This window comes from Tenacibaculum mesophilum (assembly GCF_003867075.1).
Classification (GTDB): domain Bacteria; phylum Bacteroidota; class Bacteroidia; order Flavobacteriales; family Flavobacteriaceae; genus Polaribacter; species Polaribacter mesophilus.
Genome location: NZ_CP032544.1, coordinates 2,074,838 through 2,101,240, shown reverse-complemented (window position 1 = coordinate 2,101,240; position 26,403 = coordinate 2,074,838). Strand labels below are relative to the sequence as shown.

Genomic DNA, 26,403 nt, shown 5'->3' with positions numbered 1-26,403 from the left:
AGATTATGTCAGATCATCATCACAAAGAAACATTTGTAACTAAATACATCTTTAGTCAAGATCATAAAATGATCTCGAAACAATTCCTTGTTACAGGTATATTTATGGGTATCATAGGAGGTTTCATGTCTATGTTATTTCGTTTACAAATTGCATGGCCAGATACATCGTTTTCAATTGTTGAAGCATTCTTAGGAAACCATCAAACAGATGGAATTATGAACCCAGATATGTACTTAGCGTTAGTTACGATTCATGGTACAATCATGGTATTCTTTGTACTAACGGCAGGTTTAAGTGGTACATTCTCCAACCTATTAATTCCGTTACAAATTGGAGCTCGTGATATGGCTTCTGGATTCTTAAATATGGTATCTTACTGGTTATTCTTCTTATCATCAGTAATAATGATTATCTCATTATTTGTAGAAGCAGGACCAGCATCGGCAGGATGGACAATTTACCCTCCATTATCAGCATTACCACAAGCAATTCCAGGCTCAGGTACAGGTATGACATTATGGTTAGTGTCGATGGCAATTTTCATTGCATCATCGCTAATCGGGTCATTAAACTATATCGTAACAGTTTTAAACTTACGTACAAAAGGATTGAAAATGACAAGATTGCCATTAACAATGTGGGCATTCTTTATTACAGCGATTATTGGTGTAATTTCATTCCCGGTATTATTATCAGCAGCCTTATTATTAATCTTTGATAGAAGCTTTGGTACTTCATTCTACTTATCAGACATCTTTATTTCTGGAGAAGTATTACATTACCAAGGAGGGTCACCAGTATTATTCGAACACTTATTCTGGTTCTTAGGTCACCCAGAGGTATATATTATCTTATTACCAGCATTAGGTATTAGTTCAGAAGTAATTTCAACAAACGCACGTAAACCAATTTTTGGTTACCGTGCAATGGTTGGTTCTATTATGGCAATTGCATTCTTATCTACGATTGTATGGGGTCACCACATGTTCGTTTCTGGAATGAATCCATTCTTAGGTTCTGTATTTACATTTACAACAGTATTAATTGCAATTCCATCAGCAGTAAAAGCATTTAACTATGTTACTACACTATGGAAAGGTAACCTACAGTTAAATCCTGCAATGATGTTCTCAATCGGATTAGTTTCTACGTTTGTAACAGGAGGTTTAACAGGACTAGTATTAGGAGATTCAGCTTTAGATATTAACGTTCACGATACATATTTTGTAGTGGCACACTTCCACTTGGTAATGGGTGTATCCGCTTTATTAGGGATGTTTGCTGGTGTTTATCACTGGTTCCCTAAGATGTATGGTAGAATGATGAACAAAACATTAGGATATTGGCACTTTTGGTTAACAATAATCAGTGCTTACGGAGTATTTTTCCCAATGCACTTTATAGGGTTAGCTGGTTTACCACGTCGTTATTATACAAACACAAACTTTCCAATGTTTGATGATTTGGCAGATATAAACGTGTTTATGACTATCATGGCTATTCTTGGAGGTTTAGCACAGTTAATCTTCATAGCAAACTTCTTTATTTCTATGTATAGAGGTCAAAAAGCAACACAAAACCCTTGGAATGCAAATACACTTGAGTGGACTACTCCAGTTGAACATATTCATGGAAACTGGCCAGGAGCAATTCCTGAAGTTCACAGATGGGCTTACGATTACAGTAAAACAGATGAAAATGGTGAGTATGTACACGGAAAAGACTTTGTACCACAAAACGTACCATTATTAGATGGCGAAGAGCCTTCTTAAAAAAGATAAATTATAAAGCCTCCCAAAACTGGGAGGCTTTTGTTTTCTATAAGTATTAGTAGATCTTGTAATAATTTTTTAGCATAAAATATTAGTTAAGTAACTTATATTACAATGTGAACATTTTATTTCAAGTATATTTGCAACAATATGAATGAAAACTTAAACCCTGAAAACACAAATTATTCAAATGAAGAATTAGATGTAGAAAAAAAACTGCGTCCGCTTTCATTTGATGATTTTACTGGCCAAGATCAGGCAATAGATAATTTAAAGGTTTTTGTAGAAGCAGCGAATCAACGAGATGAAGCGTTAGATCATGCCTTATTTCACGGCCCTCCAGGATTAGGAAAAACAACATTGGCTCATATTTTAGCTAATGAATTAGGAGTTGGAATAAAAGTAACTTCAGGGCCTGTACTAGATAAACCTGGAGATTTGGCGGGTTTACTAACCAATTTAGATGAACGAGATGTTTTATTTATAGATGAAATACATCGATTAAGTCCAATAGTTGAAGAATACCTGTATTCAGCAATGGAAGATTATAAAATCGATATCATGATTGAATCTGGTCCAAATGCACGTACAGTTCAAATTAACTTAGAGCCATTTACTTTAGTAGGAGCAACTACTCGTTCAGGATTACTCACAGCGCCTATGCGAGCTCGTTTTGGTATCAGTAGCCGATTACATTACTACTCAACAGAATTATTAACAACCATCATACAACGAAGTGCATTTATTTTAAAAGTGCCTATTTCTATGGAAGCAGCAATTGAAATTGCAGGAAGAAGTAGAGGGACTCCTCGTATTGCTAATGCATTACTACGTAGAGTGCGTGATTTTGCTCAAATTAAAGGAAATGGTACAATTACCATAGAAATAGCCAAATATGCCTTAAAAGCTTTAAATGTAGATGCACATGGTTTAGATGAAATGGATAATAAAATTTTATCTACTATTATTGATAAGTTTAAGGGTGGCCCAGTAGGAATTACTACGTTAGCTACTGCTGTAGCAGAAAATTCAGAAACAATAGAAGAAGTTTATGAACCTTTTTTAATTCAGCAAGGGTTTATTATGCGTACGCCAAGAGGAAGAGAAGTAACTGATTTGGCATATAAACATTTAGGAAGAATTAAAGGAACTAGTCAAGGAGAGCTCTTTTAAATAAATGAAACTATTAAAAAAACTCATACCTATATTAGAATGGATACCTAACTATAAAAAGTCACAGTTAAAAGGTGATGTAGTTGCAGGTATAACCGTTGCTATTGTGCTAATTCCTCAAGGTATAGCGTATGCACTTATTGCAGGTTTACCACCAATTTATGGGTTGTATGCTGCGTTAGTGCCTCAATTACTATATGCTATTTTTGGTACTTCACGTCAAGTAGCAATTGGTCCTGTAGCAATGGACTCATTAATTGTAGCAACAGGAGTATCTACCTTAGCATTAACAGGTTCTGAAAGTTATATAGCTATAGCAATATTACTCGCGCTAGTAGTAGGGACTATTCAGTTTTTAATGGGAATTTTCCGTTTAGGATTTATTGTTAACTTTTTATCAAGACCTGTAATAACTGGGTTTACCTCTGCAGTAGCTTTAATTATTGGATTGAATCAATTTAGGAATTTATTCGGAGTAGATTTTGTACAAAGTGATCAAATCCATGTATTATTAGAAGATATTCTCTTCAGACTTAAATATTTTAAAACAAATACAACAATAATAGGTTTAATAGCATGTGCTATTATTATAATTTTTAGAAGAATTAATAGAAAAATACCCAATGCGTTAATCGTTGTTATATTGGGTATAGTAAGTATCCGTTTTTTTGGAACAGAATTTTCAGATGTAGCCATTGTAAAAGATATTCCATCAGGTTTACCTAAATTTTCAATGCCAGTAATTGATGTAGCTTTAATACGTGAATTAATGCCGATAGCGGCAACTTTGGTTATGGTAGGATATTTAGAAACTATTTCTATCGGAAAAACTTTGGAAGCTAAGCAAGATGAGTATAGAGTAAGACCCAATCAAGAATTAGTAGCTTTGGGTTTAAGTAATATGGTTGGATCGTTATTTCAATCATATCCGTCAGCATCAAGTTTTTCTCGTTCGGCAATTAATGCAGAATCGGGAGGAACTACAGGAGTTTCCGCAATAGTTTCCGCAATTTTGGTAGTGTTTACCTTACTTTTTTTAACACCTGTTTTTTATCACTTACCAAAAACTATTTTATCAGCAATTATTATAGTTGCAGTTTTTAACTTAATAAATTTAAAAGAAGCAAGAAGGCTATGGAAAGCAAATAATTTAGATTTCTGGCTACTCTTAGCTACTTTCTTAGCAACTATTTTCTTCGGAATTGAATATGGAATTTTAATCGGGGTAGTTTTATCATTAATTGTTTTAATTTTTAGAACTTCAAGACCCTATGTAGCGGAGTTAGGAAAAGTACCAAATTCAGATTTCTATCGTAATAAAAGCAGGTTTAAGGAAGTCATTCTAGATGATGAAATTTTAGTATTTCGCTTTGATGCACAACTTTTTTATGCTAATTCAAATTACTTTAGAGATAAGTTAGATGAAATGGCATCAGAAAAAGGAAAAGCATTAAAGTTGATTGTTTTAGATGCTGAAAGCATAAACAGAGTTGATAGTACAGGAATTGATATGTTAAAAGAACGTATTATTTATTTTAACAAGCATAACATTCAATTTTACTTTGCAGGAGTAAAAGGACCTGTAAGAGATGCCTTTTTTAGAGGAGGCTTATTAGACGTTGTGAGTTTAGACCACTTTTTTATGCGTGCCAATGGTGCCGTAAATTTTTATAAAACAGGAGATAATCAAAATCAGAAAAAATACGCACAGTATATACATCAAGCGTATAAATAATATATAATATCATGAAAATAGAGCAAATTTATACAGGTTGTTTAGCACAAGGAGCCTATTATATTGAAAGTAATGGAGAAGTAGCAATTATAGATCCATTACGTGAAGTTGATCCTTATATAAACAGAGCTGAAAAAGATGGCGCTAAAATCAAATATATTTTCGAAACTCACTTCCATGCAGATTTTGTAAGTGGTCATGTTACACTAGCTGAAAAAACAGGAGCAACAATTGTATACGGACCAACAGCAAAAACAAATTATGAAGCTCATATAGCAACAGATGGAGAAGTATTTAGATTAGGAGAAATTACAATTACTGTATTACATACTCCAGGACATACAATGGAAAGTACTTCTTATTTGTTAAAAGATAAAGACGGAAAAAATCATGCAGTTTTCAGTGGAGATACTTTGTTTTTAGGTGATGTTGGACGTCCAGATTTAGCACAAAAAGCAGCAAACTTAACGCAAGATGAATTAGCAGGATTATTGTACGATAGTTTACGTACAAAAATTATGACGTTGGAAGATGAAGTAATTGTATATCCGGCACACGGAGCAGGATCGGCTTGTGGTAAAAACTTAAGCAAAGAAACAGTAGGCACAATTGGCGATCAAAAGAAAACCAATTACGCATTGCGTGCAGACATGACCAAAGAGGAGTTTGTAAAAGAAGTAACAGACGGGTTACTACCTCCACCTGAATATTTTCCTTTAAATGTAAAAATGAATAAGGAAGGATACCAATCTATCGATGAAGTTATCAAAAATGGAGCAAGAGCTCTATCAGTAACAGATTTTGAAAAAATAGCAAACGAAACAGATGCGTTGATTTTAGATGTACGTCATCAATCAGAATTTATTAAAGGATTTATTCCTCAATCAATTTTTATTGGTTTAGGAGGAACATTTGCTCCATGGGTAGGAGCATTGATTAAAGATGTTACTCAACCAATTTTATTAGTTACTCCTAAAGGAGAAGAAGAAACTACGATTACACGTTTATCTCGTGTTGGTTTTGATAGTGTGTTAGGATATTTAGATGGAAGCTTTGCAGCTTGGAAAGAAGCAGGAAAAGAAGTAGATACGTTACGTTCTGTTTCTGCAACTATTTTAGCAGAAGCAATAACAAAAGAAGCACCTGTTTTTGATGTTAGAAAACCAGGAGAATATGCAAATGAACATATTGTAGATGTACCAAGTACACCGTTAGATTTCTTAAACGAGCATGTTGAAGAGTTTCCAACAAAAGAAGACTTTTATGTACATTGTGCTGGAGGATACCGTTCAGTAATTGCAGCGTCTATTTTAAAAGCCAGAGGATTTCATAACATCATTGATGTTGCTGGAGGGTATAAGGCTATTAAAGAAACTGATATTCCAAGGACAGCAACGGTATGTCCATCAACTTTAAAATAAGCAATATGAACAAAGGCGTTTTTTTAGTAGGTTTATTTTTAACAGTGATATTGTCGTGTAAACCACAAAAAACAGAGGTAAATAACATTACTATAGATAACTTACAAGTAGTTTTACAGAATGAAAATAATGCACAGTTATTAGACGTTAGAACCCCAGAAGAGTGGTCAAGAGGAGTTATTGAAAACCCAATTAAAATAGATGTTACAGGTAATGATTTTGAAGGAAAAGCTCTGGAGAAATTAGATAAAACAAAACCGGTATACCTTTATTGCCGTTCAGGCGGAAGAAGTTTAAAAGCAAGTGAGTTACTTGCTCAAAAAGGTTTTAAAGTATACAATGTTTTAGGAGGTTATCTAGAATGGACAGAGAAAAATAAAGAATAAAGAAAATCCCGAGTAGTATACTCGGGATTTATTTATCTTAAAGGCGCTTCGTCCTGAAATAGCGTTGTATTAAGAACAAGTGTAATGAATAATAAGTATAAAAAACATACTCAAAAAGAGTAACCAGTAAGTTTTAACTTTAGTACTGTACAAGAAGTAGAGTAGGACTGTTTATCAATATTTCAGGCTTATGGTATTCAGTGTAGAAAAACCATTTGTGAACTGGCTTGAAAAATAAGATAGCTTTGATTATAGGAAAGCCAAAGCTATGTGTCAGATCAAATGCATAAACAAGGTAAAATTAAAAACTTATAAAAAGAAAATCTCTCAACAAACAACTGTTTATTGAGAGATTTTTATAACTCTAGCCCTAATGAAAGCTGTAACGTTTTTTAGGACGGTACAATTGTTTAAATTAATTAGCTTAAAACTTCTTTTATTCTTTTAATTGCTTCACGTAATTGTAATTCAGAAGCAGCATATGATAAACGAACACAGTTTGGTGCACCAAAAGCTTCACCAGTTACAGTAGCTACATTTGCTTTTTCTAATAATAGCATAGAAAAATCATTTGCATTTTTAATTTCTTTTCCTTGGATAGTTTTTCCGAAGAAATAAGAAATGTCTGGAAATACGTAAAAAGCACCTTCAGGTACGTTTAATTTAAATCCATCAATTTCTCCTAATAACTGTAACACTAAATCTCTACGATTTTTAAACTCATCTACCATGTACTGTACTTTTTCTGGCGATGCTTTTACAGCTGTAATTGCAGCACGTTGTGCAATACAGTTAGTTCCTGAAGTAATTTGACCTTGCATTTTAGTACAAGCCTTAGCAATCCACTCAGGAGCACCAATGTAACCAATTCTCCATCCTGTCATTGCAAAAGCTTTCGCTAAACCGTTCACGGTAATGGTACGATCGTACATACTTTCAATAGCAGCAAAACTAAAAGGTTTTGTTCCGTAGTTAATGTGCTCATATATTTCGTCAGATAAAATATAAATATCCGGATGCTTCTCTAATACGTTAGCCAATGCTCTGTATTCTTCCTCGCTATAAATTGTTCCACTTGGGTTGTTTGGCGAGTTAAAGAAAATCATTTTTGTTTTTGGTGAAATAGCGGCTTCTAATTGTTCTGGAGTGATTTTGAAATCGTTTTCAATAGAAGAAGGAATTTCGGTAAACTTAGCCTCACACAAAGTTGCAATTGCAGAATAACTTACCCAATATGGAGCCGGTAATAATACTTCATCACCAGGGTTTAATAACACCTGAGCTACGTTAGCAATAGATTGTTTTGCTCCTGTAGAAACAACTACTTGGTTTGGAGCATAAGTTAAGTTATTATCACGTTTAAACTTCTCGCAAATAGCTTCTTTTAACTCTACATATCCATCAACTGGAGTGTAAGAGTTATAATCTTGATTAATAGCTTCAATTGCAGCATTTTTAATAAAATCAGGAGTGTTAAAATCTGGTTCTCCTAAACTTAAACTAATGATGTCTTTACCTTGAGCTTTTAATTCTCTCGCTTTAGCAGCCATTGCTAAAGTTTGCGATACTGGTAAACTTTGAATTCTGTTTGATAATGCGTTTGACATTGTGTTGTTATGTTGTATGTTGATTTATGCTAATTGCGGTTTTTTTCCTAATTCAGCTAAGTGTCTAAAATGCTCTATAACTGCTTTACGTGTAGTTTTATACTCATTATAAGGAAGGTTAAATTCCTTAGCAGTTTCTTTTACAATTTGAGCTAATTTATTATAGTGAATATGAGAAATATTTGGGAAAATGTGGTGTTCTACTTGGTGATTTAATCCACCTGTGTAAAAGTTAATAAACCAATTTTTAGGAGCAAAATTTGCTGTAGTATATAATTGGTGAATAGCCCAAGTGTTTTTCATATTACCATCTTCATCTGGTAAAGGAGTTTCTGTTTTAGGAACAATGTGTGCTAATTGGAAAACCACGCTTAAAATGATTCCTGCAGTATAGTGCATTACAAAAAATCCGATTAATACTTTCCACCAAGCAACATTCATTACTGCAATTGGTAATACAATCCAAAGTGAATAATAAATAACTTTCGAAACCACTAGTTTTGTCCATTCTTTAGCTGGATTTGGAAATTCTCCATACGATAACTTTCGCTTTAAGTAACTGTGCATTTGTTTAAAATCAGTAGTAATTGCCCAGTTAATCGTTAACAATCCGTATAAAAAGATTGAATAATATTTTTGGAATTTATGAATCCATAACCATTGTGTGTGTTTTGAAAAACGGATAATTCTACCAGCATCCATATCTTCATCATGATCTTGAATGTTAGTATAAGTATGGTGTAATACATTGTGTTGTACTTTCCAGTTATATACGTTACCTGCTAAAATATAAATACTGCTTCCAAAAAGCTTATTTACCCATTTTTTACTAGAAAAAGATTCGTGATTGGCATCGTGCATCACATTCATTCCAACTCCAGCCATTCCAACGCCCATTACAATAGCAAGAGCTAATTTTATCCATTGCGACATATCAACAGTTAAAATTAATATGAATGGAACGATAAACGTAGCTAACATAATGATAGCTTTTGAATATAGTTTCCAGTTACCTGTACGCTTAATGTTGTTTTCTTTAAAGTAAGTGTTAACTCTTTTATTCAGAGTTCTAAAAAACTTGGCTTTGTCTATTCTTGAGAAGTTTACTGTCTTCATTTATTGTTTGTTTGTACCGCAAAAATAAACGTTTTTGGTTCACGGTTATTGCTAAAGCTTAACTTTTTAACTAGATTAATATCTTTTGCAGAAAAATTAACAATACCAATTAGTTTTTTATTTTTGCAACGGAAAAAATCACTTCATGGAATCCTCCTATAGAGGAATTATTGAATAGACAGAGTCTGTTGTAATACCAAAAGAGAAGAAATTTTATAGTAGGTAGTATTTTGTACTGATTAATATGTCTCAATAGGTTACCTAAAAAAGTAAGTGCTTAATTTAAATACAGATTGGTTTGAAACTTGTAAAAAAATACTTTGACAATTTATCGGAAACACAATTAGAGCAATTTTCTAAGTTGCAAGAATTGTATGAAGACTGGAACTTAAAAATTAATGTAGTTTCTCGTAAAGATATTGATGAGTTGTATTTACGTCACGTATTACATTCGTTAGGAATTGCAAAGGTGATGGAGTTTAAAGCTGGAGCCAAAGTGATGGATGTAGGTACAGGAGGAGGTTTTCCAGGAATTCCGTTAGCTATTTTATTTCCTGAAACCCAATTTCATTTGGTAGATTCTATCGGAAAGAAAATTAAAGTAGTAAATGAAGTTGCTGAAGGTTTAGGTTTACAGAATGTGAAAACAACTCATGGGCGTGTTGAAGAAGTTGATGATACGTACGATTTTATAGTAAGTAGAGCAGTAGCGCAAATGGAAACATTTCACCGTTGGGTGAAAAATAAAGTGCATAAAAAACAAAATCATGCACTTAAAAACGGAATTTTATATTTAAAAGGTGGTGACCTTACGGAAGAACTTGCGAACTTTCCTAAAGCCACCATTTATGATTTACCAGACTTTTTTGAAGAAGATTTCTTCGAAACTAAAAAAGTGGTGCATTTACCTATGAAATATAAAGGTTAAGCTTTTACAGAAGAAAAAACATAGTGCATTTCAGCAGCAATTTGTAGGCTACGCTCTAAGTATTTCTCTTTTTCTAAAGGTGTACCATCATGTAGTTTAGGGTCTTCATAAGTAACAGGTACTCTTTTATCAGCACCAGCAATGAATGGACAACCCTCATCGGCTTGTGAACAAGTCATGATAGCGCAAAAAGCTGAGCTTGGATTAAAGCCATTATCATACTTTTTAGAAAAACCTATAATAGGTGATGCGTTATCAGCATATTTTACCGCGTATATAGGATTTGTTCCATCAGATAATTGTTGAATTTGAAATCCGTTATCAACCAAAGTGCTTACTACTATTTCGTTCATCTCTGTAGCTTCTGTACCGCCAGAGTATGCGTTTACATTTGGTATTTGATAATAAAAAGTTATCGTTTGTGCCCATACTTGCGACAAATGACTTCTTCTTGAATTATGAGTACAAATAAAATTCAGGTTTATAAGTCCTTTATTATCCAGTTTTTCTTGAATGTAACTTATAAGCGGTTGTAAAACTTGTTTTCGCTCTTCCGAAACAGTTGGTAAACTTGAAAGAGTTTGTTGTATTTCAGTAAATAGTGTTGAGGTTTGTGTTTTCATATTAGCAGCATCCAGAGTTAGGTTCACAAGTAGTTTGTTTTTGTAAGTCAGATAGCTTTACTCTTGGTTTTTCTTGTGGAATTCCGCAGTTATCTTTCGCCAAACAATCTGTTTGTTTTGTTGTTAGTAAAAAGTAGGTTCCGTCAAAATCTAGCCCGTATTTACCAATCGTACTTCCTTGATATTCCACTTCAATTTCTAAGTTAGGTGAAATGTTTAATGTCTTTTCAGATAATTCTATAATAGATATTAGTTTCTCAGGGTGTAACCGATGATCATAATCATTTGCGTTCCAAAGCTGAAAGTTAACCACTTCTTCATTTCTTACCACTCCACCACAATCGATAAAGTTTTTAGTAACTCTACCAACTTCCGTTACATGAAAATGGTTAGGGACCAAACTACCATCAGGAAGTTGAAAAGCAATAGTTTTTAAGTTTTCTAGATGTTTTTTTATTTCAGATAAATTCATTTTAATATATTTTTATATTGCAATATTACGATTAATGAGTTTAAATTTTTTTAGCAGCACGACATGTCTTTTATGTCAAGATTTAAAAATGAAGATAATAAAGTTTTTGTTTCTTGCCATTTAGCTGGATTTATGCAATAACAAACACTTGTGCCTTCAATAGTTCCTTTAATAATTCCTGTTTTTTTTAATTCTTTTAAATGTTGCGAAATAGTAGGTTGCGCTAAACCTATTTCATTTACTAAATCACCACAAACACAAGAATTTAGTTTGAATAAATGTTGTAAAATGGCAATACGAGCAGGGTGTCCTAATACTTTCGCAATAGAGGCCAATTGGTTTTGCTCTTCAGAAAAAATTTCAGATTTAGTTAATCCCATTTATTAAAAATTTAATTGCAATATTACGATTAAGTAATGGTTTTTACAAAACTTTAAAAGTTAAAATTTTTATAAAAAGTTTAATACCAGCGTTTTTTCTTCTTTTTAGAAGCTTCTGATTTTCTTCCTTTTTTATGTTTGCTAATGGTATTGGGTTGTTTTTTCTTCTTTGGTTTAGCTAGAGGGAATGGATGGGCTTCTATAATTTTTATAGTTCTATCCATAAACTTTTGAATAGCTTTAATGTACGAAGTTTCATCGGCACTACATAGCGAAAAGGCGATTCCAGATTTACCTGCTCTACCAGTTCTACCAATTCGGTGTACGTAGGTTTCAGGAATGTTAGGTAAGTCAACATTAATAACCGCATCTACTTTACTAACGTCAATTCCACGAGCAGCAACATCGGTAGCAATTAAAATGTTGGCTTTGTTGTTTTTGAAATCCTCAATAGCTTGGTTTCGTAAGTTTTGTGACTTATCACCATGTATACTGGTAGCTTTGTATCCGTTTTTTTGAAGAGTTTTCTCCAATTTGTCAACCCCAAATTTGGTACGACGAAATATAATAATACGACCTTTTATGGTGTTGCGTAATAAGTGCAAACACAAATCGACCTTATGCTTTTTAGGAGTGTAATACAGTAATTGACCAATGTTAGTTGAAGTGGTTTCTGCAGGAGAAATATCTACCTTTTCTGGCTTGTACAACATTGATTGAGCCAAGTCACTTACTTTGTCAGGCATTGTTGCAGAAAACAGTAAGGTTTGCTTTTTACGCGGACATAATTCTTCAATCTTTCTTACATCGTCAATAAAGCCCATATCTAACATTAAATCAGCTTCATCTAAAACAAAAGTTTTCAGTTGGCGAACATCAATACTACCTTGTTTATGCAAGTCGATAAAACGACCTGGTGTAGCGATTAAAATATCTACCCCTTTTTCTAACACATCTTTTTGAGGTTGTGTAGACATACCACCGTATATAACAGTACTTCTTAAGTTGGTGTACTTACTGTATGCTTTAAAATTTTCTTCAATTTGAATAGCTAGTTCTCGAGTAGGACTTACAATTAAAGCTTTGATTTTTTTTGCTCTTTTTTCAACATCATCTTCCTTAGAAAGCTCATGAATGATAGGTAACGCAAAAGCAGCAGTTTTACCAGTACCTGTTTGTGCAGCTACAATCACATCTTTTTTATTGAGTACTAACGGAATTACTTTTTGTTGTACTAAAGTTGGTTTGTGATGCCTTTCTTCCGTAAGCGCTTTTAAGATAGATTTATTGAGTTGTAAGTCTGTAAACTGCATTCAAATATTTTTTTGCAAAGGTAGGCTAAAACAGAGAATGAAAAATTTATTTTATACTGTTGTGTGTTTTAGTAAATTATCTAGTATAATAGGAGTGATAGAGATTATGATATTGTGCACTATTGAGCTGCTTTATTGGCTAAGTTGGTTGTAGTATTTCTATGGTTAACAGATTTTTTGTGATGAATTAGTACTTTTAAGTTGGTTAAATACGTTTAATTTCTTCCATGAACTGGAATAATTTTAAAAGACCTTTTGAACTATCAACTTTTAAAAGATCATTATGGAACTCAGTCAAGGTTTCAATGGCATTTGTAAAAATACTTATACGTTGATTAGCAATTTCATATCCTTTTTTAGCTTCTCTTAAAGTTGGGTTTTCAATTGTTTTAGTTTTATAATGAACCAAGTCATTTCTTTCTTTTATGATTTTTATCATGGATTCATAATATTGGGAATCAGTTTGAAGAGATTTTGAATAAATCAATTTTAGAACTATTTCCCATTTTACTAAAACTTTTAAATTATCCAGATTCTTCTTAAAGTATGTAGAGCCTAATTCAATTCTTCCAATTTCATTTATTAAAGCTTCGTAATAGGAAGACAAAATTATAATTCCTTCAATACTACTTTTATACTTTTCTTTTTCAAGAGTAGAAATACGCATTGAAAGTCTAGTTTTTTCTATTGGAGGAAATAGTCCTTCATCTACATGAGCAATCGAATCATTTTTTTTTCTTAAATCAATTAACTCATTTTCGTATTTCAATAATCTATGATATATATCGATTGAAATTTGTAAAAACAATTCTACATGCCCTCTTCTGAATCGACCTTTAGAGTCTATATATGATTTTTCCAATTAGTTGATTTTAGTTTGTGTGATTTTTTAGATACAAACCTGTTTTAATAACTGATGTTCAATATTTGTAAAGTTAGTTTAAATCTGATAAAAATCAAACCTAAAAAATAGACTGTTCAGAAAGGGTGGTGAACTCTTCTAAGAAGCGCATGCCTCTATATGAGTTTCCTTTTTTATTCAATTTGGGGCTCCATACTGCAATCGCATATTGATTAGGGTGTATGGCAATAATACCACCACCAACGCCACTTTTCCCTGCGAGTCCAACCTTAAAAGCAAATTCACCCGATTCGTCATAAAAACCACAGGTTTGCATTAAGGCATTAATTCTTTTCGATTGGCTCTTAGTCAATATTTGCTTGCCTTGTCTGGTTTGTCCGTTATTGGCTAAAAAGAAAAACAATTCAGAAAGCTGTTCGCAAGTCAATTCCAGCGAACATAAATCGAAATAGAAATCTAGCACCACTTCAGGGTCGTTGTATATGTTCCCATAAGACTTAATAAAATTACACAAGGCAACATTTCTGTATCCTACCGATTTTTCAGAAGCTGCAATTTTTGCAGAGTAGTCAATGTCTTTATTTGTCGAAAGGCTCTTGATAAAATTCAATAAATCTTCCTTCGGGTTTACCAAACTACTTATTAAAACATCAGCAATTACAATAGCACCTGCGTTGATAAACGGATTTCTAGGAATACCATTATCGGTTTCCAGTTGTATTAATGAATTAAAACTATTACCCGAAGGCTCTACACCTAATCTGTCCCATATTGATTCACCAAGATGTTTATATGCCAAACAAAGTGATAATACTTTAGCAATACTTTGAATTGAAAACTTTTCTTGAAAGTTTCCTAATCCAAAATTAGTATTAGCAACAGTTGAAATATGTACGCCAAATTTTTCGGAATCAATGGTAGCCAATTCAGGAATATAGGTAGCTAACTCTCCTACATTTTCAATAGGAGCTATTTTTTGATATACAGTTTCAAGTATTTCTTTGTAATTCATTGTTTCTAAATACTAATATGTGTTAAACGAAATTAATTGAATTCTGTTTGAAAACAAAAAAGAAAGCAACCTCATTTGAGGTTGCTTTTTTAGGACGACATAATTAGAAAAACTATTAAAAACTTCTAGTGTTTTTAATTACGTAATCTATAAGTTTTTGATTATTAAAGTTTAAGCTTAATACTTTGGTCTCAGTTCTTTTTGGTGTTGGGGTAAAATCTGTTTCTTTTGTTTTAAAAATAAACTCAAGTTGACTTGTGTTTTTTTTATTTTTCATTTTGGAGAGTTTTGTTTTTTCTTTCTGATAAATAATGTACAGCTTGTTGTTCAAGCGTAGATAAGGCCTGTAAAGATTTAGTTTTTTTTGGTTTTAACTTTTTTAAATCCCTCTTTATTAACTTTCCTTTATTTTTTCTTTCTGCGAAGTTAGTAAAAAAAGTTAAATAGTTCCTTGGTGCAACTCCATCAAACATTAAGATTTTTACTTTTCCTTCAATTTTTTCATTTTCAGTCATTGCATCATTATGTAAGGTCAAACATAAACTTTTCACGTAAGGTTCAATATAATAAACCTCTTTTATTCCTGCAGCAATGATATGTCTGGCGCAATTGTGACAAGGATAGGTAGTGCAAAATAACTTTCCATTTATTATCTGACTTCCATAAGTTTGACTACTTTGTATTATGGCATGCATTTCAGCATGGACACTTCTTGAAAATTCAATTAAATCTTTAACTTTACTATTGCGTAAGTTGTTTTTTACCCTTTCAATTAAAGAGTTGTTTAATTCATTTTCTTCTCCATTTATTTTTTTTTCAAATAGCTTTTTTATTTCAGGATCTGAAATAAGAGACTCTATAATATTACCTACTAACTTGTCTTTTTGGGAATCATTACTACAGAACCCTTTTTTATAACATCTGTTATCTAAACTTTCATAATCAGAAGTATATAGGTTTCCTCCAAATTTAGGTACATCATTCCAACCAGTAGATAAAGTATTGTTGTTTTCATCAATTATACATGCTCCAACCTGTCTTGATAGACAAGAAGAATTACCAGAAGCTGATTTGGCAAGGTACATAGATTTTTCTTCTACAGTTGGTGTTATTATGCTACTTTCAAAAATTAAATCAAAAAAACGTCTTAGTTTTTTGTTAGTTACATGAGAGTTTTCTTCTGATACCCTCATGAAAAAATCCCCATCTACAAAAGTTCCTCTCACGTTTTGACCATAATTGAAATTTTGTTTGTCGTCATTTTCAATTATTTCTTCAATTTCTGAATTTTTGAACCCTTTGTTTCGTAAATTGTTCTTTCTATCATCAAGAGATGAAAATAAACTGATTAAATAAAAATTCTCTGTATAAACTTTCCTAAACAACTCTAACTCATCTTTAGATTTTATAGAATCAATAATATAGCATATTCTTCTAGATTTGAAATCTTCTGCTTTTGGTTCTTCTATTCCCTTTTTTTTAACTTCAGAAAGTCTTTCTAGATGTATTTCTTGTATTGCGTTTTCAGCTAAGAAAGCATTATTATTATTTTTTCTTATCTGATTTCCTTTTTCGATTTTATTGAAATACTGATTAAAGATTTCAGTGTTGTTTTTTGTAGAAGTTGTTTCGGTTGTGGTAATATTTATTTTGTCAATATACTTACTTAGTTTTATTACCTTATTATCATAATTGAAATTAGTTTTTAAAATATCTTTAATATTTTCTATTATTATCTCTTTCATAGATCCTATTGGGGAACATATAGCTATGAATAATTCTTCTGTTAAGGTTTCATCTACTTTTTGAGTTGTGTTTTTTGTGTTTTTGTTAGGTTCTTTTTTGTCTACAATTTTAAGAGCTTCCATTAGCTTAGTTTTTTAGCAATATAAAATAATTATTTGAAACTAAAAAAGCAACCTTACTTCGGCTACGCTCAGTAACCAAAGGGGTTGCTTTTAACTTATAGTAAATTTCCGTAATCGGAATATTTTATCCTAAGAAAGGGTAACGATAATCGGTTGGAGAAACAAATGTTTCTTTGATTAAACGAGGAGAAACCCAACGTAATAAGTTTTGAGCAGATCCTGCTTTGTCGTTTGTTCCTGAAGCCCTTGCTCCACCAAATGGTTGTTGTCCTACAACAGCACCTGTTGGCTTATCGTTTATATAGAAGTTTCCAGCACAATTTTCTAAAGCCTTTGTAGCTTCTGCAACCGCATAACGATCTGTAGAGAATACAGCACCTGTTAAAGCGTATTCAGAAGTTCCGTCAACTAACTTTAACGTATCAGCCCAATCTGCATCTTCATACACATAAATAGTTACTACAGGGCCAAATAATTCAGTTTCCATAGTAGTGTACTTAGGGTTGGTTGTTAAGATAACCGTTGGCTCAATAAAGTATCCTTTCGATTTATCGTAGTTACCACCTGCAATAACTTCAGCGTCAGCATCAGCTTTAGCTTGATCGATATAGCTAGCTAATTTATCAAAAGATCCTTCGTGAATTACCGCAGTAATAAAGTTACTCATATCTTCTGGAGAACCCATTTTAAAAGAAGCGATGTCTTCTTTTACATAGTTCAAGGTTTCTTCAGCTAACGATTTTGGTAAGTATACTCTTGAAGCCGCAGAACATTTTTGACCTTGGAATTCAAAAGCACCACGAGAAATACCTGTAGCTACTTGTTTTGGGTTTGCAGAAGGGTGAGCAATGATAAAATCTTTACCACCAGTTTCTCCTACAATTCTTGGGTATGTTTTGTAAGTGTGAATGTTTTCACCAATCTTTTTCCATAATTCCTTAAATACATAAGTAGAACCTGTAAAGTGGATTCCAGCGAAATCAGGAGAAGATAAAACTACATCAGTAATTTCAACAGGATCACCATAAATTACGTTGATAACACCGTCTGGTACACCAGCTTCTTTAAATACATCTACAATTACTTTTGCAGAGAAAATTTGGCTATCAGATGGTTTCCATACTACAACATTCCCCATCATTGCAGCTGATGCAGGCAAGTTTGCAGCAATTGCAGTAAAGTTAAATGGAGTAATTGCATATACAAACCCTTCTAACGGACGGTATTCAACACGGTTCCAAATTCCGTCGTCAGAGTTTGGTTGTTCGTTGTAAATTTCAGACATATATTCTACGTTAAAACGTAAAAAGTCAATTAATTCACAAGCAGCATCAATCTCAGCTTGGTGAACAGTTTTAGATTGCGCAATCATAGTTGCAGCGTTAATCTTTGCACGGTAAGGACCCGCAATTAACTCAGCAGCACGTAAAAAGATAGCAGCTCTTTGTTCCCATGGCATTTGCGCCCATTCCGTACGAGCTTCTAAAGCATTAGCAATTGCTTTTTCTGCATGTGTTTTGTCTCCAATATGATATTGTCCTACCACATGTTGGTGGTCGTGTGGAGGTGTCATATTACGAGTATTTCCTGTTCTAACCTCTTCGTTACCGATGTACATTGGTACATCTACAGATCCGTTAAAATATTCTTTGTATTGTTTTGAAACGGCTTCGCGCTCTGAAGATCCTGGAGCATATCCTTTTACCGGTTCGTTAATGGCAGTTGGTACGTGAAAAAATCCTTTTCCCATTTGTATGTTGTTTGTTGAATTAAATTTCTTTCTTTGTTATTGAAAAGTCTATCTCAGACTTTCCTAAATGACAAAGTTACGGTTATTTTAGGAATATTTAAATGGACATAAGGCTGGAATTATATAAAAGTAAAACAATATGTGTACGGTAACTTATTTACCTTTAGGGAATAATAATTTTATATTAACATCAAATAGAGATGAAGACCCGAAACGAAAAACGATTGCACCAAAAACGTATGTTGAAGAAGGAGTGAAGTTAACATACCCTAAAGATGAATTAGCTGGAGGTACATGGATAGGGTTAAGTGAAAAAAATAGATTGATTTGTTTGCTAAATGGAGGGTTTACAAAACACCAAAGAGCAGAATCGTACCGAATGAGTAGGGGAGTGATTGTAAAGCAGTTATTAAAAGTTGATGATCCTGTTGAAATTATCAATCACTTTGACTTTGAAGGAATTGAGCCTTTTACCATTGTGTTAGTTGATTGGAATAATGGGTTGCAAGCGTATGAATTGGTTTGGGATGGAGTTAAAAAACATTTTCAAGAGCTAGGTAAAACTCCTAAAATATGGTCATCATCTACACTATATACTGATGAAATGAAACAGCTAAGAAAAGAGTGGTTTGCAGATTGGTTATCCAACAACAAAGAGTTTCATCAATCAGGTATAATTAATTTTCATCAAGATGAAACTAGAGGTAATAAAGAAGTGTCATTAAAGATGAAGCGTCAAAGTGTAGAAACTGTTAGTGTAACTTCAGTAATAAAAAAAGAAAAGCAACTTACCATGAGCTACTACGACCTGCATTCAAATATTAACAAAATAGGAGTCGAAATCATTAGTTTGTAATAAAAGCGATTTAATATCTTTGCAAAAAAAGTTTTTATGAATAAAAAAATATTATTGCTATTTTCTACAATTTCTATCCTTTTATTTACTAGCTGTTTTGAGTTTGTTGAAGAAGTGAGTTTTAATAAAGATGGCTCAGGAAGTGCTGTACTTACCATTAACTTAAGTAAAAGTAAAACAAAGCTAGCTTCTATAATGCTACTTGACAGTATTAATGGCTATAAAGTACCTTCAAAAGTAACTATAAGAAAAAAAGTACAAGAAATAGTTTCTAAAATTAAAGGAACAAAAGGAGTTCATAACGTAAAAAACACGTTAGATTTTAATGAGTTTATTGTTACAGTTTCGTGTGATTTTGATAATGTAGAAGCTTTAAATGAAGTAATAGCTAATTTTAGCTCAAAGAAACATATAGAAGCTATTAAAAAGAACAAGCATTTTACCTTTAATGAAAAAAGTAAAATATTTACACGCAGCCATCATTTTGATCTAGGAAAAGAGTTTAGAAAAACAAAAAATCAAGACCGTAAAGTATTTGAAACTGCAACTTACACCAGTGTGTATAGGTTTGAAACACCTATAAAATATACAGAAAACAACCAAGCAAGAATATCAAAAAGTAAAAAAGCTATTATGTTGCATTTACAGGCACAAGACATCATAGCAAACAAACAAACAATCAAAAATAAAATACAATTAGAGAATTAAATTTAGGATGAAAAAAATTATTGCTACACTACTGTTTTTAAATATACTTACAGTTATACAGGCTCAACGACTAGAGTCTAAGATACCTAACAACATAGATGTGTTAGTTTCTGCAAACGCAGAAAATTTATTTAAATTGATAGAAGTATCAGATATTGACAAAAATGCTATTGGAAAAGAAATTTTAAAGGATATTAATAGAAGACGTGATGAAGATAAAGTGTCTTCAGTTGCTAATGCTGGCATTGATATTAAATCAAACGCGTATTATTTCTTTACTAAAACAGATAGCATTTCATATCACAATTTTTATGTGGAGTTGAAAGATAGAGAGTTGTTCGAATCAATGTTAAGTAAACGAAATAAGAAGAAGATAAGAAGAATGGAGGGGTATAATATTATTGAAGGACGAAGTGATATTAGAATATGGAACGATAATTACCTTTTATTGGTAAACGGTGATGCGTCAAGAGGATATTTCTCAACTCATAAAGAACGTCTAGATAAGCTTAAAGAAGAAGGAGAGTTTGGTTACAACTTCAGAAAAAGAATAGGTAAAGATTGGACAAAAAAATATGTGCTAGACCTATTTAATAAGAATGTTATAATGTCTATTGCTACTAATAAAAAGTTTCAAAAGAGTAAAAAGAAAAATGCATCGGCAACACTTTGGATTCGTAACTATGGAATGTTAATGACAGACTTATTTAAGTCTTTTGGAGGTTATCTATATCCTATGTATGCTGAAGGAGGAAATCAAAATATTTATGGAGTTGAAGAAGTAACTGCTAATTTGTTTTTTGATAAAAGTGATGCAAGAATTTTATTAGATATGTCGGTTAGTTCTGATATGAAGAAATCTTTTAAGAAGATTTATAATAAAAAAATGAGTAGCAATTTAGTTAATAGCTTTGATCATGATAAAGCATTAGCTTTTTGGAGTATTTCTATAGATACTGAAGAAACATTAAAGGAATATCCTGAATTATTACATAAGATGTACGGAGGTATTTTACCTAAATTTCAAGAAGAAATGGAACTTGTAGGTGATTTATTTTCTTTAGTTATAGATGAAAAAGCAGTAGGTAGATTAGTTACTGGAGATGCTCTTTTAGTATTGAACGATTTTTCTAAACAAGAAGTAGAGTACACTACTTACGAATATGATAAAGATTATAAGCGTAAAGAAGTAACAAAAACAAAAGAAGAGTTCATTCCTGATTTTACGTTGATGATTGGTTCAGAAGAAGAAGATTTATTGAATAAGTTTTTCAAATTAGGGGAAAAGCATAAAGCAGTTGAGATTGAAAATAACGTAGTAAAGTTTAAAACTAAAAAGTCTGATATACCATTTGATTTATATTCAGTAGTTAAAAATGATGTATTGTACTTAACTACATCAAAAACGAATGCGTTAAGCATTGCTAGTGGTAATAATAACTTTAATACAAAAAAACACAGTAAGTTGGTTAGAGACAACTCAACAGTGCTTTTTGTAGATGTAAATGCGGTTTTAAATAAAATTCCTAATAAATGGATGAGTAAATCGGAAAAAGAGGCAATGCGCTTTTCAACAGATAACTTAAACGATGGAGTATTTAGAGTGTCTAGAATGAAAGGAAACACAATTTCTTCTGAATTAAAAATATCTACACAAGGAACAGAAGAGAACACGTTAAAATTATTGTTAGAATTTATCAATACAGTAGCGAAATAAGCTAAATGATAAAAAGAATAGCATATATACTTGTAACAGTATGCTGTATTATAGTTACGGTTGGATTTTTTAGATATAATCCAACCGTAATTTATGAAAAAAAAGTACCAACTTCAGCTGAAACTATAGTTTACCTCAATCTTAGAGAAATAGAGTATAGTATACTTAGTAGTTTTTTAAAACATCCACTTTCTCAGTTAGACTTCAAGAAATCTACAAGCAAAAAAGCAAAAAATAAAACAACATGGTTAGATGAGGTAGAAGTGCCTCCTGGTTTGTTTTTTTATACTAATGAACAAGAGTTTAAAAACTTTTTTATTAGTAGTCCAATAGTTGTAAAACAAAATTTTGAAGAAGCTTTAAAAGAAGAAGGATTTGCAGTCAAAAATATAAATAAGACAACTGTTTATAGTAAAGGGGTAATAAGTTGTGTAGTGAAAGGTAATTCTTTGCAAGTACTATTAAAAAAATATAAAGGAGCACAAATACTCCCTCAGTTATTATCTAAACTAAGTCATGAAAACTATTTTTCTGAAAACGACTTAATCTTAAGGCGGATAAAGGATAGTAAACAGCCAATAGTTATAAGTACTTTGCAAGGAGACTTTTTTGAATTTTCTGCAGATGGAGGTGGTTTAAAGATTCAAGGAGAGTTAAGTGAAGAGAATAACTTGTTTAAGCCATTTAAAGCGTCTTCAGTGGGTAGTTCGATAGTAACTGTGTCAGGGAAATTAAACACCGAAGTATTAACAAGTAGATTAGGTGTAGATTTTAAGAAAAAGTTTAAAAAGCTAACAACATTGTCATTAGATTCTGTTACTAATAAATGGGATGGAGTGATAGATTTTAATCTTAGTTCTTTCGTAGAAAAATTAGATACGATTGTAACTTATGAGTACGATGATGATTTTAATAAGGTTGAAAAGAAGGAAATTCAAAAAATAATAACACCCAAAGTGATTTTAGAAGTTGATGGAGATGATTTGTGCAGGTATTTAGAAGAAAAAAGAGCAATTCAAAAACTAGATAATGAAGACATTCTAACATTAATGCCTTTTTTTACTACCTATAGCTTTTGCGAAGAAGAAGGTTTAAGGTTTGTGTCAATAAAAGGAGATAAGCAAATTAAAGAGGTTAATAAAAAGAATAAATTTTACTTCTTATTTAACGTGGCTGATTATCAGAATAGGGATAGAGGTATTTATTCTATTAAAAATAAATATTTAAGTAAAGTGAAAACAATGCAGTTATTAGTAGCTAATAACAACGAGTTAAAGGCGACTGTAGAGTTAAAAAACACTTCAAAAAACTTTTTTTTACAAGCCTTGAATTAATACAGGGCAAATGCAGCAAATGATATAGCGGCTGATCCAAGCATGGCTAGAATAAAAAACATCGTATTTGCAAGCATATATTTAGTAAATGTTTTAAAATATCCTTGATTGTAAAACCTTTTCATGGCAATGTATAGGTAAACCATAAAAAGTAATAAGAAAATAGAAAGAAAGTTATTAGAGTGTTTAAAAAAGTCTATAATATAAAAAATTGAAAAAAGAAGAAATAGCACAGTTTGTACATGAAATACAAAAACTAGATGCTCTACGTAAGTATATTTTTTTCTAATATAAATAAATTTTAAAAATAAAGTAAATAAAGGCAGTAGAACAAAAAGTGCTATAGAAGCATATGATAGTACCTGACGGAAAAACTTCTTTGCTTCATCTCTATCTAAAAAAATTGAATTAAAAACTTTAGCGCGAGAATACCAAAAACGATTGCTAAAATTTTTGGTAACTTGTAAACTGTCCAAAGCAGCATCAATAGAGGTTTTTGGATGCGTCTTTTGAAATTTCATAAACTCTATAATATCAAAAGAATTACTAAGATTTGATTTAACTGTTTTTGGTTTTATATTATACGAAACTTTAGTAGAATCAGTTTCAGTTTGTTTAGTGTCAATAGAGTCTTGTTCTTCAAGTTGTTTAAAAACGATACTTTGGATAGAGTCCAAATCTACTTGAATATCCTCTGAGTCATCATTATTTATTTTGATATTAGATGAACGTCCAATCCTTAATTCTTCAAACTTTTTGTAACTGTCTGTTAAGCTTATGATTAAGAAAAAAATAATAGATGTAGCTAAATAGAACCGAAAAGGATTTGTGTATTTAATTCTTTTTCCTTCTATATAGTCTTTTGAAACTTTTCCAGGGCTTATTAGTAAAGGGATTAGTGTTCGCCAAAACTTAGTATCTAAAGAGAAAAAACCAGCAAAAAGTTCACGAAGAAAAACACTTAGTGTAATTTTCTTACCTCTATTCTTTTGTCCGCATTCAGGACAAAACTTTTCGTTATTAGTAAAAGGACATCCGCAATTTAAACAGTTAGCATCTTTAATAACCGGAACTTTATTTTTCTTAATCATTAATTTAAAATAGAAGAGGTGGTTAATTGAAAAGTAGGAATAATTACAAGAAATTCCTCAAAAGTTTCTACGTTAATCATCTTATAATTGCCGCCCATAGCACCTGTAGTAGATAGTAAAAAGCAATTTGATCTGTAATTATAAATATCGTTAGGTCTTAAGATTGGAGTTTCACCAACGACACCTTCACCTTCTACATATTCAGTATTGTTAAGAGCATCAAAAATAACCCAAAAACGTTCCAATAGCTTTACAGTTTCTTTCGAACTATTTTCTATGGAAACATAATAACTAAAAGCGTAGTATTGCCGATGCTCTCTGTAAACTGAGCCTCTAAAAGACGTTTTTACAGAAACCTTAATACCTTTTGTAATTTGCTGAAACATATGATAAAGATAGTTCTTTTTCAGTTTTTAGTCAACGTTTACATAAATACCTTACCTATTTTGGTTAAAAAAACCGTAACCAACACCAATTACTCTATCGTAAATTTCACCAAAAGGTCTGTAATAAACAATTACGGTATATTCATTCTCAGTTTGATAAAAAGAACCGTTAACCTCGTGTAAGTCAATGTTTTTTTTCTTGTTTAAAGTAGCGTAGCTATAGTTGTAGAAGCCTTGTTTAAAAGGTAAAATTGCCTTGTAAATTTTCTGAGAAGGATCATAGGTCATTTTATTTTCTTCAGACAATTCGTAGTTGTTAAAAGCTCCATAAACATAAACTTCCTTGTTTTCGTAAGGCTCAAAAGCATCTAAAGAAAAATGAACTAAAGAATAATCAGCCTCAGTGTTATCTCTGTTGTCAATAACATCACGTTCAGTGGTTCTTATAACAAACTGTCCGTTAATATCAGGGTTGTAGGTATATGTTTTATCAGCCCTAGGCTCGTCTGTGTAGAGGTAGCTGTGGTATACGTTTTTGCGTTCTACTTTAGCAACATTTAAACTAGAGTTTCGTATCAGTTTAGTGTCAAAATTTAAAAACTCATTTCCCCCCCAGAAATTAGTTTTTACAGTGTGATTATATAAAAGTTGTTGAGGTTTTATAAAAATAGGTTGAAGATTAGTAATAGCTGTATTCCAATTATGGTTTTGAAACAATGTAACATTAATTTCTTGAGAAGGATTATTGATTTGTAAACCTGAGTGATTAACTGAAAATTGAACGGTTTGTTGTTGGTTGGTTGTTGTTGTATTTCTGCTTCTAAAAGCAGCAACACCAACGGTGGTAATATCTTCGTAAAAGACACAGCGTCTTGTAAAAACAACTTTATAATCCTCATCTAAAACAGAAATTAAATAATTACCACTTTTTGTGATAATTGTGTTCTCATTAGGGATTTCTATAGAATAATGAGTATAAGGTTGGAGTGTGTTAAAGGAATTGGTAAAGTTGAAGATTTCGTTTTGTTCAAAACCCTGAATGTATTGATTACTTGTTATTGAACTGGGTCTCCAATCATGAGTCATATGTTCAATTTTGTATAAATACTGTTTGCTATCAGCATCTAAATCATCAAAAGATAATTTTAAAACATCACCCAAGCGAACAATAGGGGCATAAAAGTTTGGGTTATTTTTAGGTCGTAGTTGTACTGTTTTTACATTTTGAGCTTGAATATTCAAAAATAACAATGCAAAGAATAATAAAAAATAATTTGATAATCGCATTTATAAAGCCTTAATACGTTAAAAAACGTGAAGATTCAGTTTGTAAAACTACGAATATATAAAACATTAATTTACTTACTTTTTATTTAGATTGAATAAATATTATTTGTAGTTTTACACCCTAATTTAACCAAAAAAAATAACCATACTTATAACTTAATTTAGGAAATTATGAAAAACTTTAAAGTTTTACCATTTTTATTGCTATTGCTTGCTGTGCTTTCTTGTCAAGACAATATAGAAGACGATGTGTTGCTGAAACAAAAAGAAGAAGTAGTTAAAGTGGAAGGTAAATCATCAGAGGATTGTGGTTGTGATATTTCAATTAATCCTCTGATTTCACAAGAAGTACTGCCAGCAGAAATTCAATGTTGGAATCGATACATAGGTTATCCTTTTAATCTATATACTCTCCCTGGAGATGCGGATTTCTTTACTATGAATGGTTATACTATAGATATAATTCAAGATTATGTGAATGTTACTGAGCTTCCTTGTGGATTAGCTAAGTTGGTTCAGAAGTGTTCCCCTACTGGTTCTGCGTGGATTGTTACTAAGTCGGTATGTGCCAATTAAAACTTATTACTTATTTTTAAAAAGGCT

The 26,403-nt window shown here is 31.8% G+C and carries 25 protein-coding genes; 11 read left to right on the top strand and 14 right to left on the bottom strand.

Annotated features, from left to right (window positions below; translation table 11 throughout):
• Positions 1-5 precede the first annotated feature (5 nt).
• The 5 genes from D6200_RS09445 (at position 6) to D6200_RS09425 (ending at position 6,490) form a co-directional block, all read left to right on the top strand.
• Positions 6-1,775, top strand: a complete 1,770-nt coding sequence (locus tag D6200_RS09445; protein ID WP_073182524.1) for a cytochrome c oxidase subunit I — start codon at positions 6-8, stop codon at positions 1,773-1,775.
• A gap of 150 nt (positions 1,776-1,925) precedes the next feature.
• Positions 1,926-2,948: a Holliday junction branch migration DNA helicase RuvB gene (ruvB, locus tag D6200_RS09440; RefSeq protein WP_073182525.1), complete on the top strand. Its 1,023-nt coding sequence runs from the start codon at positions 1,926-1,928 to the stop codon at positions 2,946-2,948.
• Positions 2,949-2,952: 4 nt separating this feature from the next.
• On the top strand, positions 2,953-4,683 hold the full coding sequence (locus D6200_RS09435) for a SulP family inorganic anion transporter (RefSeq protein ID WP_047788305.1): 1,731 nt from the start codon (positions 2,953-2,955) through the stop codon (positions 4,681-4,683).
• 11 nt (positions 4,684-4,694) lie between these two features.
• Positions 4,695-6,104, top strand: a complete 1,410-nt coding sequence (locus D6200_RS09430; protein ID WP_073182526.1) for an MBL fold metallo-hydrolase — start codon at positions 4,695-4,697, stop codon at positions 6,102-6,104.
• Positions 6,105-6,109: 5 nt separating this feature from the next.
• Positions 6,110-6,490, top strand: a complete 381-nt coding sequence (locus D6200_RS09425; protein WP_053056634.1) for a rhodanese-like domain-containing protein — start codon at positions 6,110-6,112, stop codon at positions 6,488-6,490.
• A gap of 419 nt (positions 6,491-6,909) precedes the next feature.
• Here D6200_RS09425 and D6200_RS09420 read toward each other — a convergent pair whose 3' ends face one another.
• Together D6200_RS09420 and D6200_RS09415 are read right to left on the bottom strand one after the other, a co-directional pair.
• Positions 6,910-8,097, bottom strand: a complete 1,188-nt coding sequence (locus D6200_RS09420; RefSeq protein ID WP_206337261.1) for a pyridoxal phosphate-dependent aminotransferase — start codon at positions 8,095-8,097, stop codon at positions 6,910-6,912.
• A gap of 24 nt (positions 8,098-8,121) precedes the next feature.
• Positions 8,122-9,213, bottom strand: a complete 1,092-nt coding sequence (locus D6200_RS09415) for a fatty acid desaturase family protein (protein ID WP_047788307.1) — start codon at positions 9,211-9,213, stop codon at positions 8,122-8,124.
• Positions 9,214-9,511: 298 nt separating this feature from the next.
• Between D6200_RS09415 and rsmG the strand changes: the two genes are divergently transcribed.
• On the top strand, positions 9,512-10,141 hold the full coding sequence (gene rsmG, locus D6200_RS09410) for a 16S rRNA (guanine(527)-N(7))-methyltransferase RsmG (RefSeq protein ID WP_047788308.1): 630 nt from the start codon (positions 9,512-9,514) through the stop codon (positions 10,139-10,141).
• Here rsmG and D6200_RS09405 read toward each other — a convergent pair.
• The 9 genes from D6200_RS09405 to pruA form a co-directional block, all read right to left on the bottom strand.
• On the bottom strand, positions 10,138-10,764 hold the full coding sequence (locus D6200_RS09405; RefSeq protein WP_073182528.1) for a low molecular weight phosphatase family protein: 627 nt from the start codon (positions 10,762-10,764) through the stop codon (positions 10,138-10,140). The genes rsmG and D6200_RS09405 overlap by 4 nt on opposite strands.
• Position 10,765: 1 nt before the next feature.
• Positions 10,766-11,236 carry a DUF6428 family protein gene (locus D6200_RS09400; protein ID WP_073182529.1) on the bottom strand — a complete coding sequence of 157 codons (471 nt, stop codon included), beginning with the start codon at positions 11,234-11,236 and terminating at the stop codon, positions 10,766-10,768.
• 50 nt (positions 11,237-11,286) lie between these two features.
• Positions 11,287-11,616 carry an ArsR/SmtB family transcription factor gene (locus D6200_RS09395; RefSeq protein ID WP_073182530.1) on the bottom strand — a complete coding sequence of 110 codons (330 nt, stop codon included), beginning with the start codon at positions 11,614-11,616 and terminating at the stop codon, positions 11,287-11,289.
• Between the two features lie 80 nt (positions 11,617-11,696).
• Positions 11,697-12,929, bottom strand: coding sequence for a DEAD/DEAH box helicase (locus tag D6200_RS09390; protein ID WP_073182531.1), 1,233 nt, complete (start codon positions 12,927-12,929; stop codon positions 11,697-11,699).
• Positions 12,930-13,134: 205 nt separating this feature from the next.
• Positions 13,135-13,791: a hypothetical protein gene (locus D6200_RS09385; RefSeq protein ID WP_125064409.1), complete on the bottom strand. Its 657-nt coding sequence runs from the start codon at positions 13,789-13,791 to the stop codon at positions 13,135-13,137.
• A gap of 100 nt (positions 13,792-13,891) precedes the next feature.
• On the bottom strand, positions 13,892-14,803 hold the full coding sequence (locus D6200_RS09380) for a glutaminase (RefSeq protein ID WP_073182533.1): 912 nt from the start codon (positions 14,801-14,803) through the stop codon (positions 13,892-13,894).
• Between the two features lie 115 nt (positions 14,804-14,918).
• Complete coding sequence (locus tag D6200_RS15315) at positions 14,919-15,080, bottom strand: hypothetical protein (RefSeq protein WP_159432118.1); 162 nt, start codon at positions 15,078-15,080, stop codon at positions 14,919-14,921.
• On the bottom strand, positions 15,070-16,671 hold the full coding sequence (locus tag D6200_RS09375; RefSeq protein WP_073182534.1) for an anti-phage dCTP deaminase: 1,602 nt from the start codon (positions 16,669-16,671) through the stop codon (positions 15,070-15,072). The genes D6200_RS15315 and D6200_RS09375 overlap by 11 nt, the downstream gene beginning before the upstream one ends.
• Positions 16,672-16,795: 124 nt before the next feature.
• Positions 16,796-18,421: an L-glutamate gamma-semialdehyde dehydrogenase gene (pruA, locus tag D6200_RS09370; RefSeq protein WP_073182535.1), complete on the bottom strand. Its 1,626-nt coding sequence runs from the start codon at positions 18,419-18,421 to the stop codon at positions 16,796-16,798.
• Positions 18,422-18,560: 139 nt separating this feature from the next.
• Here pruA and D6200_RS09365 point away from each other — a divergent pair, with 139 nt between their 5' ends.
• Genes D6200_RS09365 through D6200_RS09350 form a run of 4 tightly spaced genes read left to right on the top strand, consistent with a single transcriptional unit; the run spans position 18,561 to position 23,036 of the window.
• The gene (locus tag D6200_RS09365; RefSeq protein WP_047788316.1) at positions 18,561-19,277 is read left to right on the top strand and encodes an NRDE family protein; all 717 of its coding nucleotides are present in this window, start codon (positions 18,561-18,563) and stop codon (positions 19,275-19,277) included.
• Positions 19,278-19,313: 36 nt separating this feature from the next.
• Positions 19,314-19,985 (top strand): hypothetical protein, encoded by a 672-nt coding sequence (locus D6200_RS09360; protein ID WP_073182536.1) that lies wholly within the window; start codon positions 19,314-19,316, stop codon positions 19,983-19,985.
• 7 nt (positions 19,986-19,992) lie between these two features.
• The gene (locus D6200_RS09355; RefSeq protein WP_073182537.1) at positions 19,993-21,702 is read left to right on the top strand and encodes a hypothetical protein; all 1,710 of its coding nucleotides are present in this window, start codon (positions 19,993-19,995) and stop codon (positions 21,700-21,702) included.
• Between the two features lie 5 nt (positions 21,703-21,707).
• Complete coding sequence (locus D6200_RS09350) at positions 21,708-23,036, top strand: hypothetical protein (RefSeq protein WP_073182538.1); 1,329 nt, start codon at positions 21,708-21,710, stop codon at positions 23,034-23,036.
• Here D6200_RS09350 and D6200_RS09345 read toward each other — a convergent pair.
• The 3 genes from D6200_RS09345 to D6200_RS09335 are packed head-to-tail and all read right to left on the bottom strand — an operon-like array spanning position 23,033 to position 25,800.
• The gene (locus tag D6200_RS09345) at positions 23,033-24,127 is read right to left on the bottom strand and encodes a DUF3667 domain-containing protein (RefSeq protein WP_073182539.1); all 1,095 of its coding nucleotides are present in this window, start codon (positions 24,125-24,127) and stop codon (positions 23,033-23,035) included. The genes D6200_RS09350 and D6200_RS09345 overlap by 4 nt on opposite strands.
• Positions 24,127-24,513 carry a Co2+/Mg2+ efflux protein ApaG gene (gene apaG / locus D6200_RS09340; RefSeq protein ID WP_047788321.1) on the bottom strand — a complete coding sequence of 129 codons (387 nt, stop codon included), beginning with the start codon at positions 24,511-24,513 and terminating at the stop codon, positions 24,127-24,129. Before apaG ends, D6200_RS09345 begins: the two co-directional genes overlap by 1 nt.
• A gap of 51 nt (positions 24,514-24,564) precedes the next feature.
• The gene (locus tag D6200_RS09335) at positions 24,565-25,800 is read right to left on the bottom strand and encodes a type IX secretion system plug protein (protein ID WP_073182540.1); all 1,236 of its coding nucleotides are present in this window, start codon (positions 25,798-25,800) and stop codon (positions 24,565-24,567) included.
• Between the two features lie 216 nt (positions 25,801-26,016).
• Here D6200_RS09335 and D6200_RS09330 point away from each other — a divergent pair, with 216 nt between their 5' ends.
• On the top strand, positions 26,017-26,376 hold the full coding sequence (locus D6200_RS09330) for a hypothetical protein (RefSeq protein WP_152376941.1): 360 nt from the start codon (positions 26,017-26,019) through the stop codon (positions 26,374-26,376).
• Positions 26,377-26,403: the final 27 nt, after the last annotated feature.

Coding starts and splice junctions, on each gene's coding strand:
- D6200_RS09445 (WP_073182524.1), top strand. CDS start 6: ATGTCAGATCATCATCACAAAGAAACATTTGTAACTAAATACATCTTT.
- ruvB (WP_073182525.1), top strand. CDS start 1,926: ATGAATGAAAACTTAAACCCTGAAAACACAAATTATTCAAATGAAGAA.
- D6200_RS09435 (WP_047788305.1), top strand. CDS start 2,953: ATGAAACTATTAAAAAAACTCATACCTATATTAGAATGGATACCTAAC.
- D6200_RS09430 (WP_073182526.1), top strand. CDS start 4,695: ATGAAAATAGAGCAAATTTATACAGGTTGTTTAGCACAAGGAGCCTAT.
- D6200_RS09425 (WP_053056634.1), top strand. CDS start 6,110: ATGAACAAAGGCGTTTTTTTAGTAGGTTTATTTTTAACAGTGATATTG.
- D6200_RS09420 (WP_206337261.1), bottom strand. CDS start 8,097: ATGTCAAACGCATTATCAAACAGAATTCAAAGTTTACCAGTATCGCAA.
- D6200_RS09415 (WP_047788307.1), bottom strand. CDS start 9,213: ATGAAGACAGTAAACTTCTCAAGAATAGACAAAGCCAAGTTTTTTAGA.
- D6200_RS09405 (WP_073182528.1), bottom strand. CDS start 10,764: ATGAAAACACAAACCTCAACACTATTTACTGAAATACAACAAACTCTT.
- D6200_RS09400 (WP_073182529.1), bottom strand. CDS start 11,236: ATGAATTTATCTGAAATAAAAAAACATCTAGAAAACTTAAAAACTATT.
- D6200_RS09395 (WP_073182530.1), bottom strand. CDS start 11,616: ATGGGATTAACTAAATCTGAAATTTTTTCTGAAGAGCAAAACCAATTG.
- D6200_RS09390 (WP_073182531.1), bottom strand. CDS start 12,929: ATGCAGTTTACAGACTTACAACTCAATAAATCTATCTTAAAAGCGCTT.
- D6200_RS09380 (WP_073182533.1), bottom strand. CDS start 14,803: ATGAATTACAAAGAAATACTTGAAACTGTATATCAAAAAATAGCTCCT.
- D6200_RS15315 (WP_159432118.1), bottom strand. CDS start 15,080: ATGAAAAATAAAAAAAACACAAGTCAACTTGAGTTTATTTTTAAAACA.
- D6200_RS09375 (WP_073182534.1), bottom strand. CDS start 16,671: ATGGAAGCTCTTAAAATTGTAGACAAAAAAGAACCTAACAAAAACACA.
- pruA (WP_073182535.1), bottom strand. CDS start 18,421: ATGGGAAAAGGATTTTTTCACGTACCAACTGCCATTAACGAACCGGTA.
- D6200_RS09365 (WP_047788316.1), top strand. CDS start 18,561: ATGTGTACGGTAACTTATTTACCTTTAGGGAATAATAATTTTATATTA.
- D6200_RS09360 (WP_073182536.1), top strand. CDS start 19,314: ATGAATAAAAAAATATTATTGCTATTTTCTACAATTTCTATCCTTTTA.
- D6200_RS09355 (WP_073182537.1), top strand. CDS start 19,993: ATGAAAAAAATTATTGCTACACTACTGTTTTTAAATATACTTACAGTT.
- D6200_RS09350 (WP_073182538.1), top strand. CDS start 21,708: ATGATAAAAAGAATAGCATATATACTTGTAACAGTATGCTGTATTATA.
- D6200_RS09345 (WP_073182539.1), bottom strand. CDS start 24,127: ATGATTAAGAAAAATAAAGTTCCGGTTATTAAAGATGCTAACTGTTTA.
- apaG (WP_047788321.1), bottom strand. CDS start 24,513: ATGTTTCAGCAAATTACAAAAGGTATTAAGGTTTCTGTAAAAACGTCT.
- D6200_RS09335 (WP_073182540.1), bottom strand. CDS start 25,800: ATGCGATTATCAAATTATTTTTTATTATTCTTTGCATTGTTATTTTTG.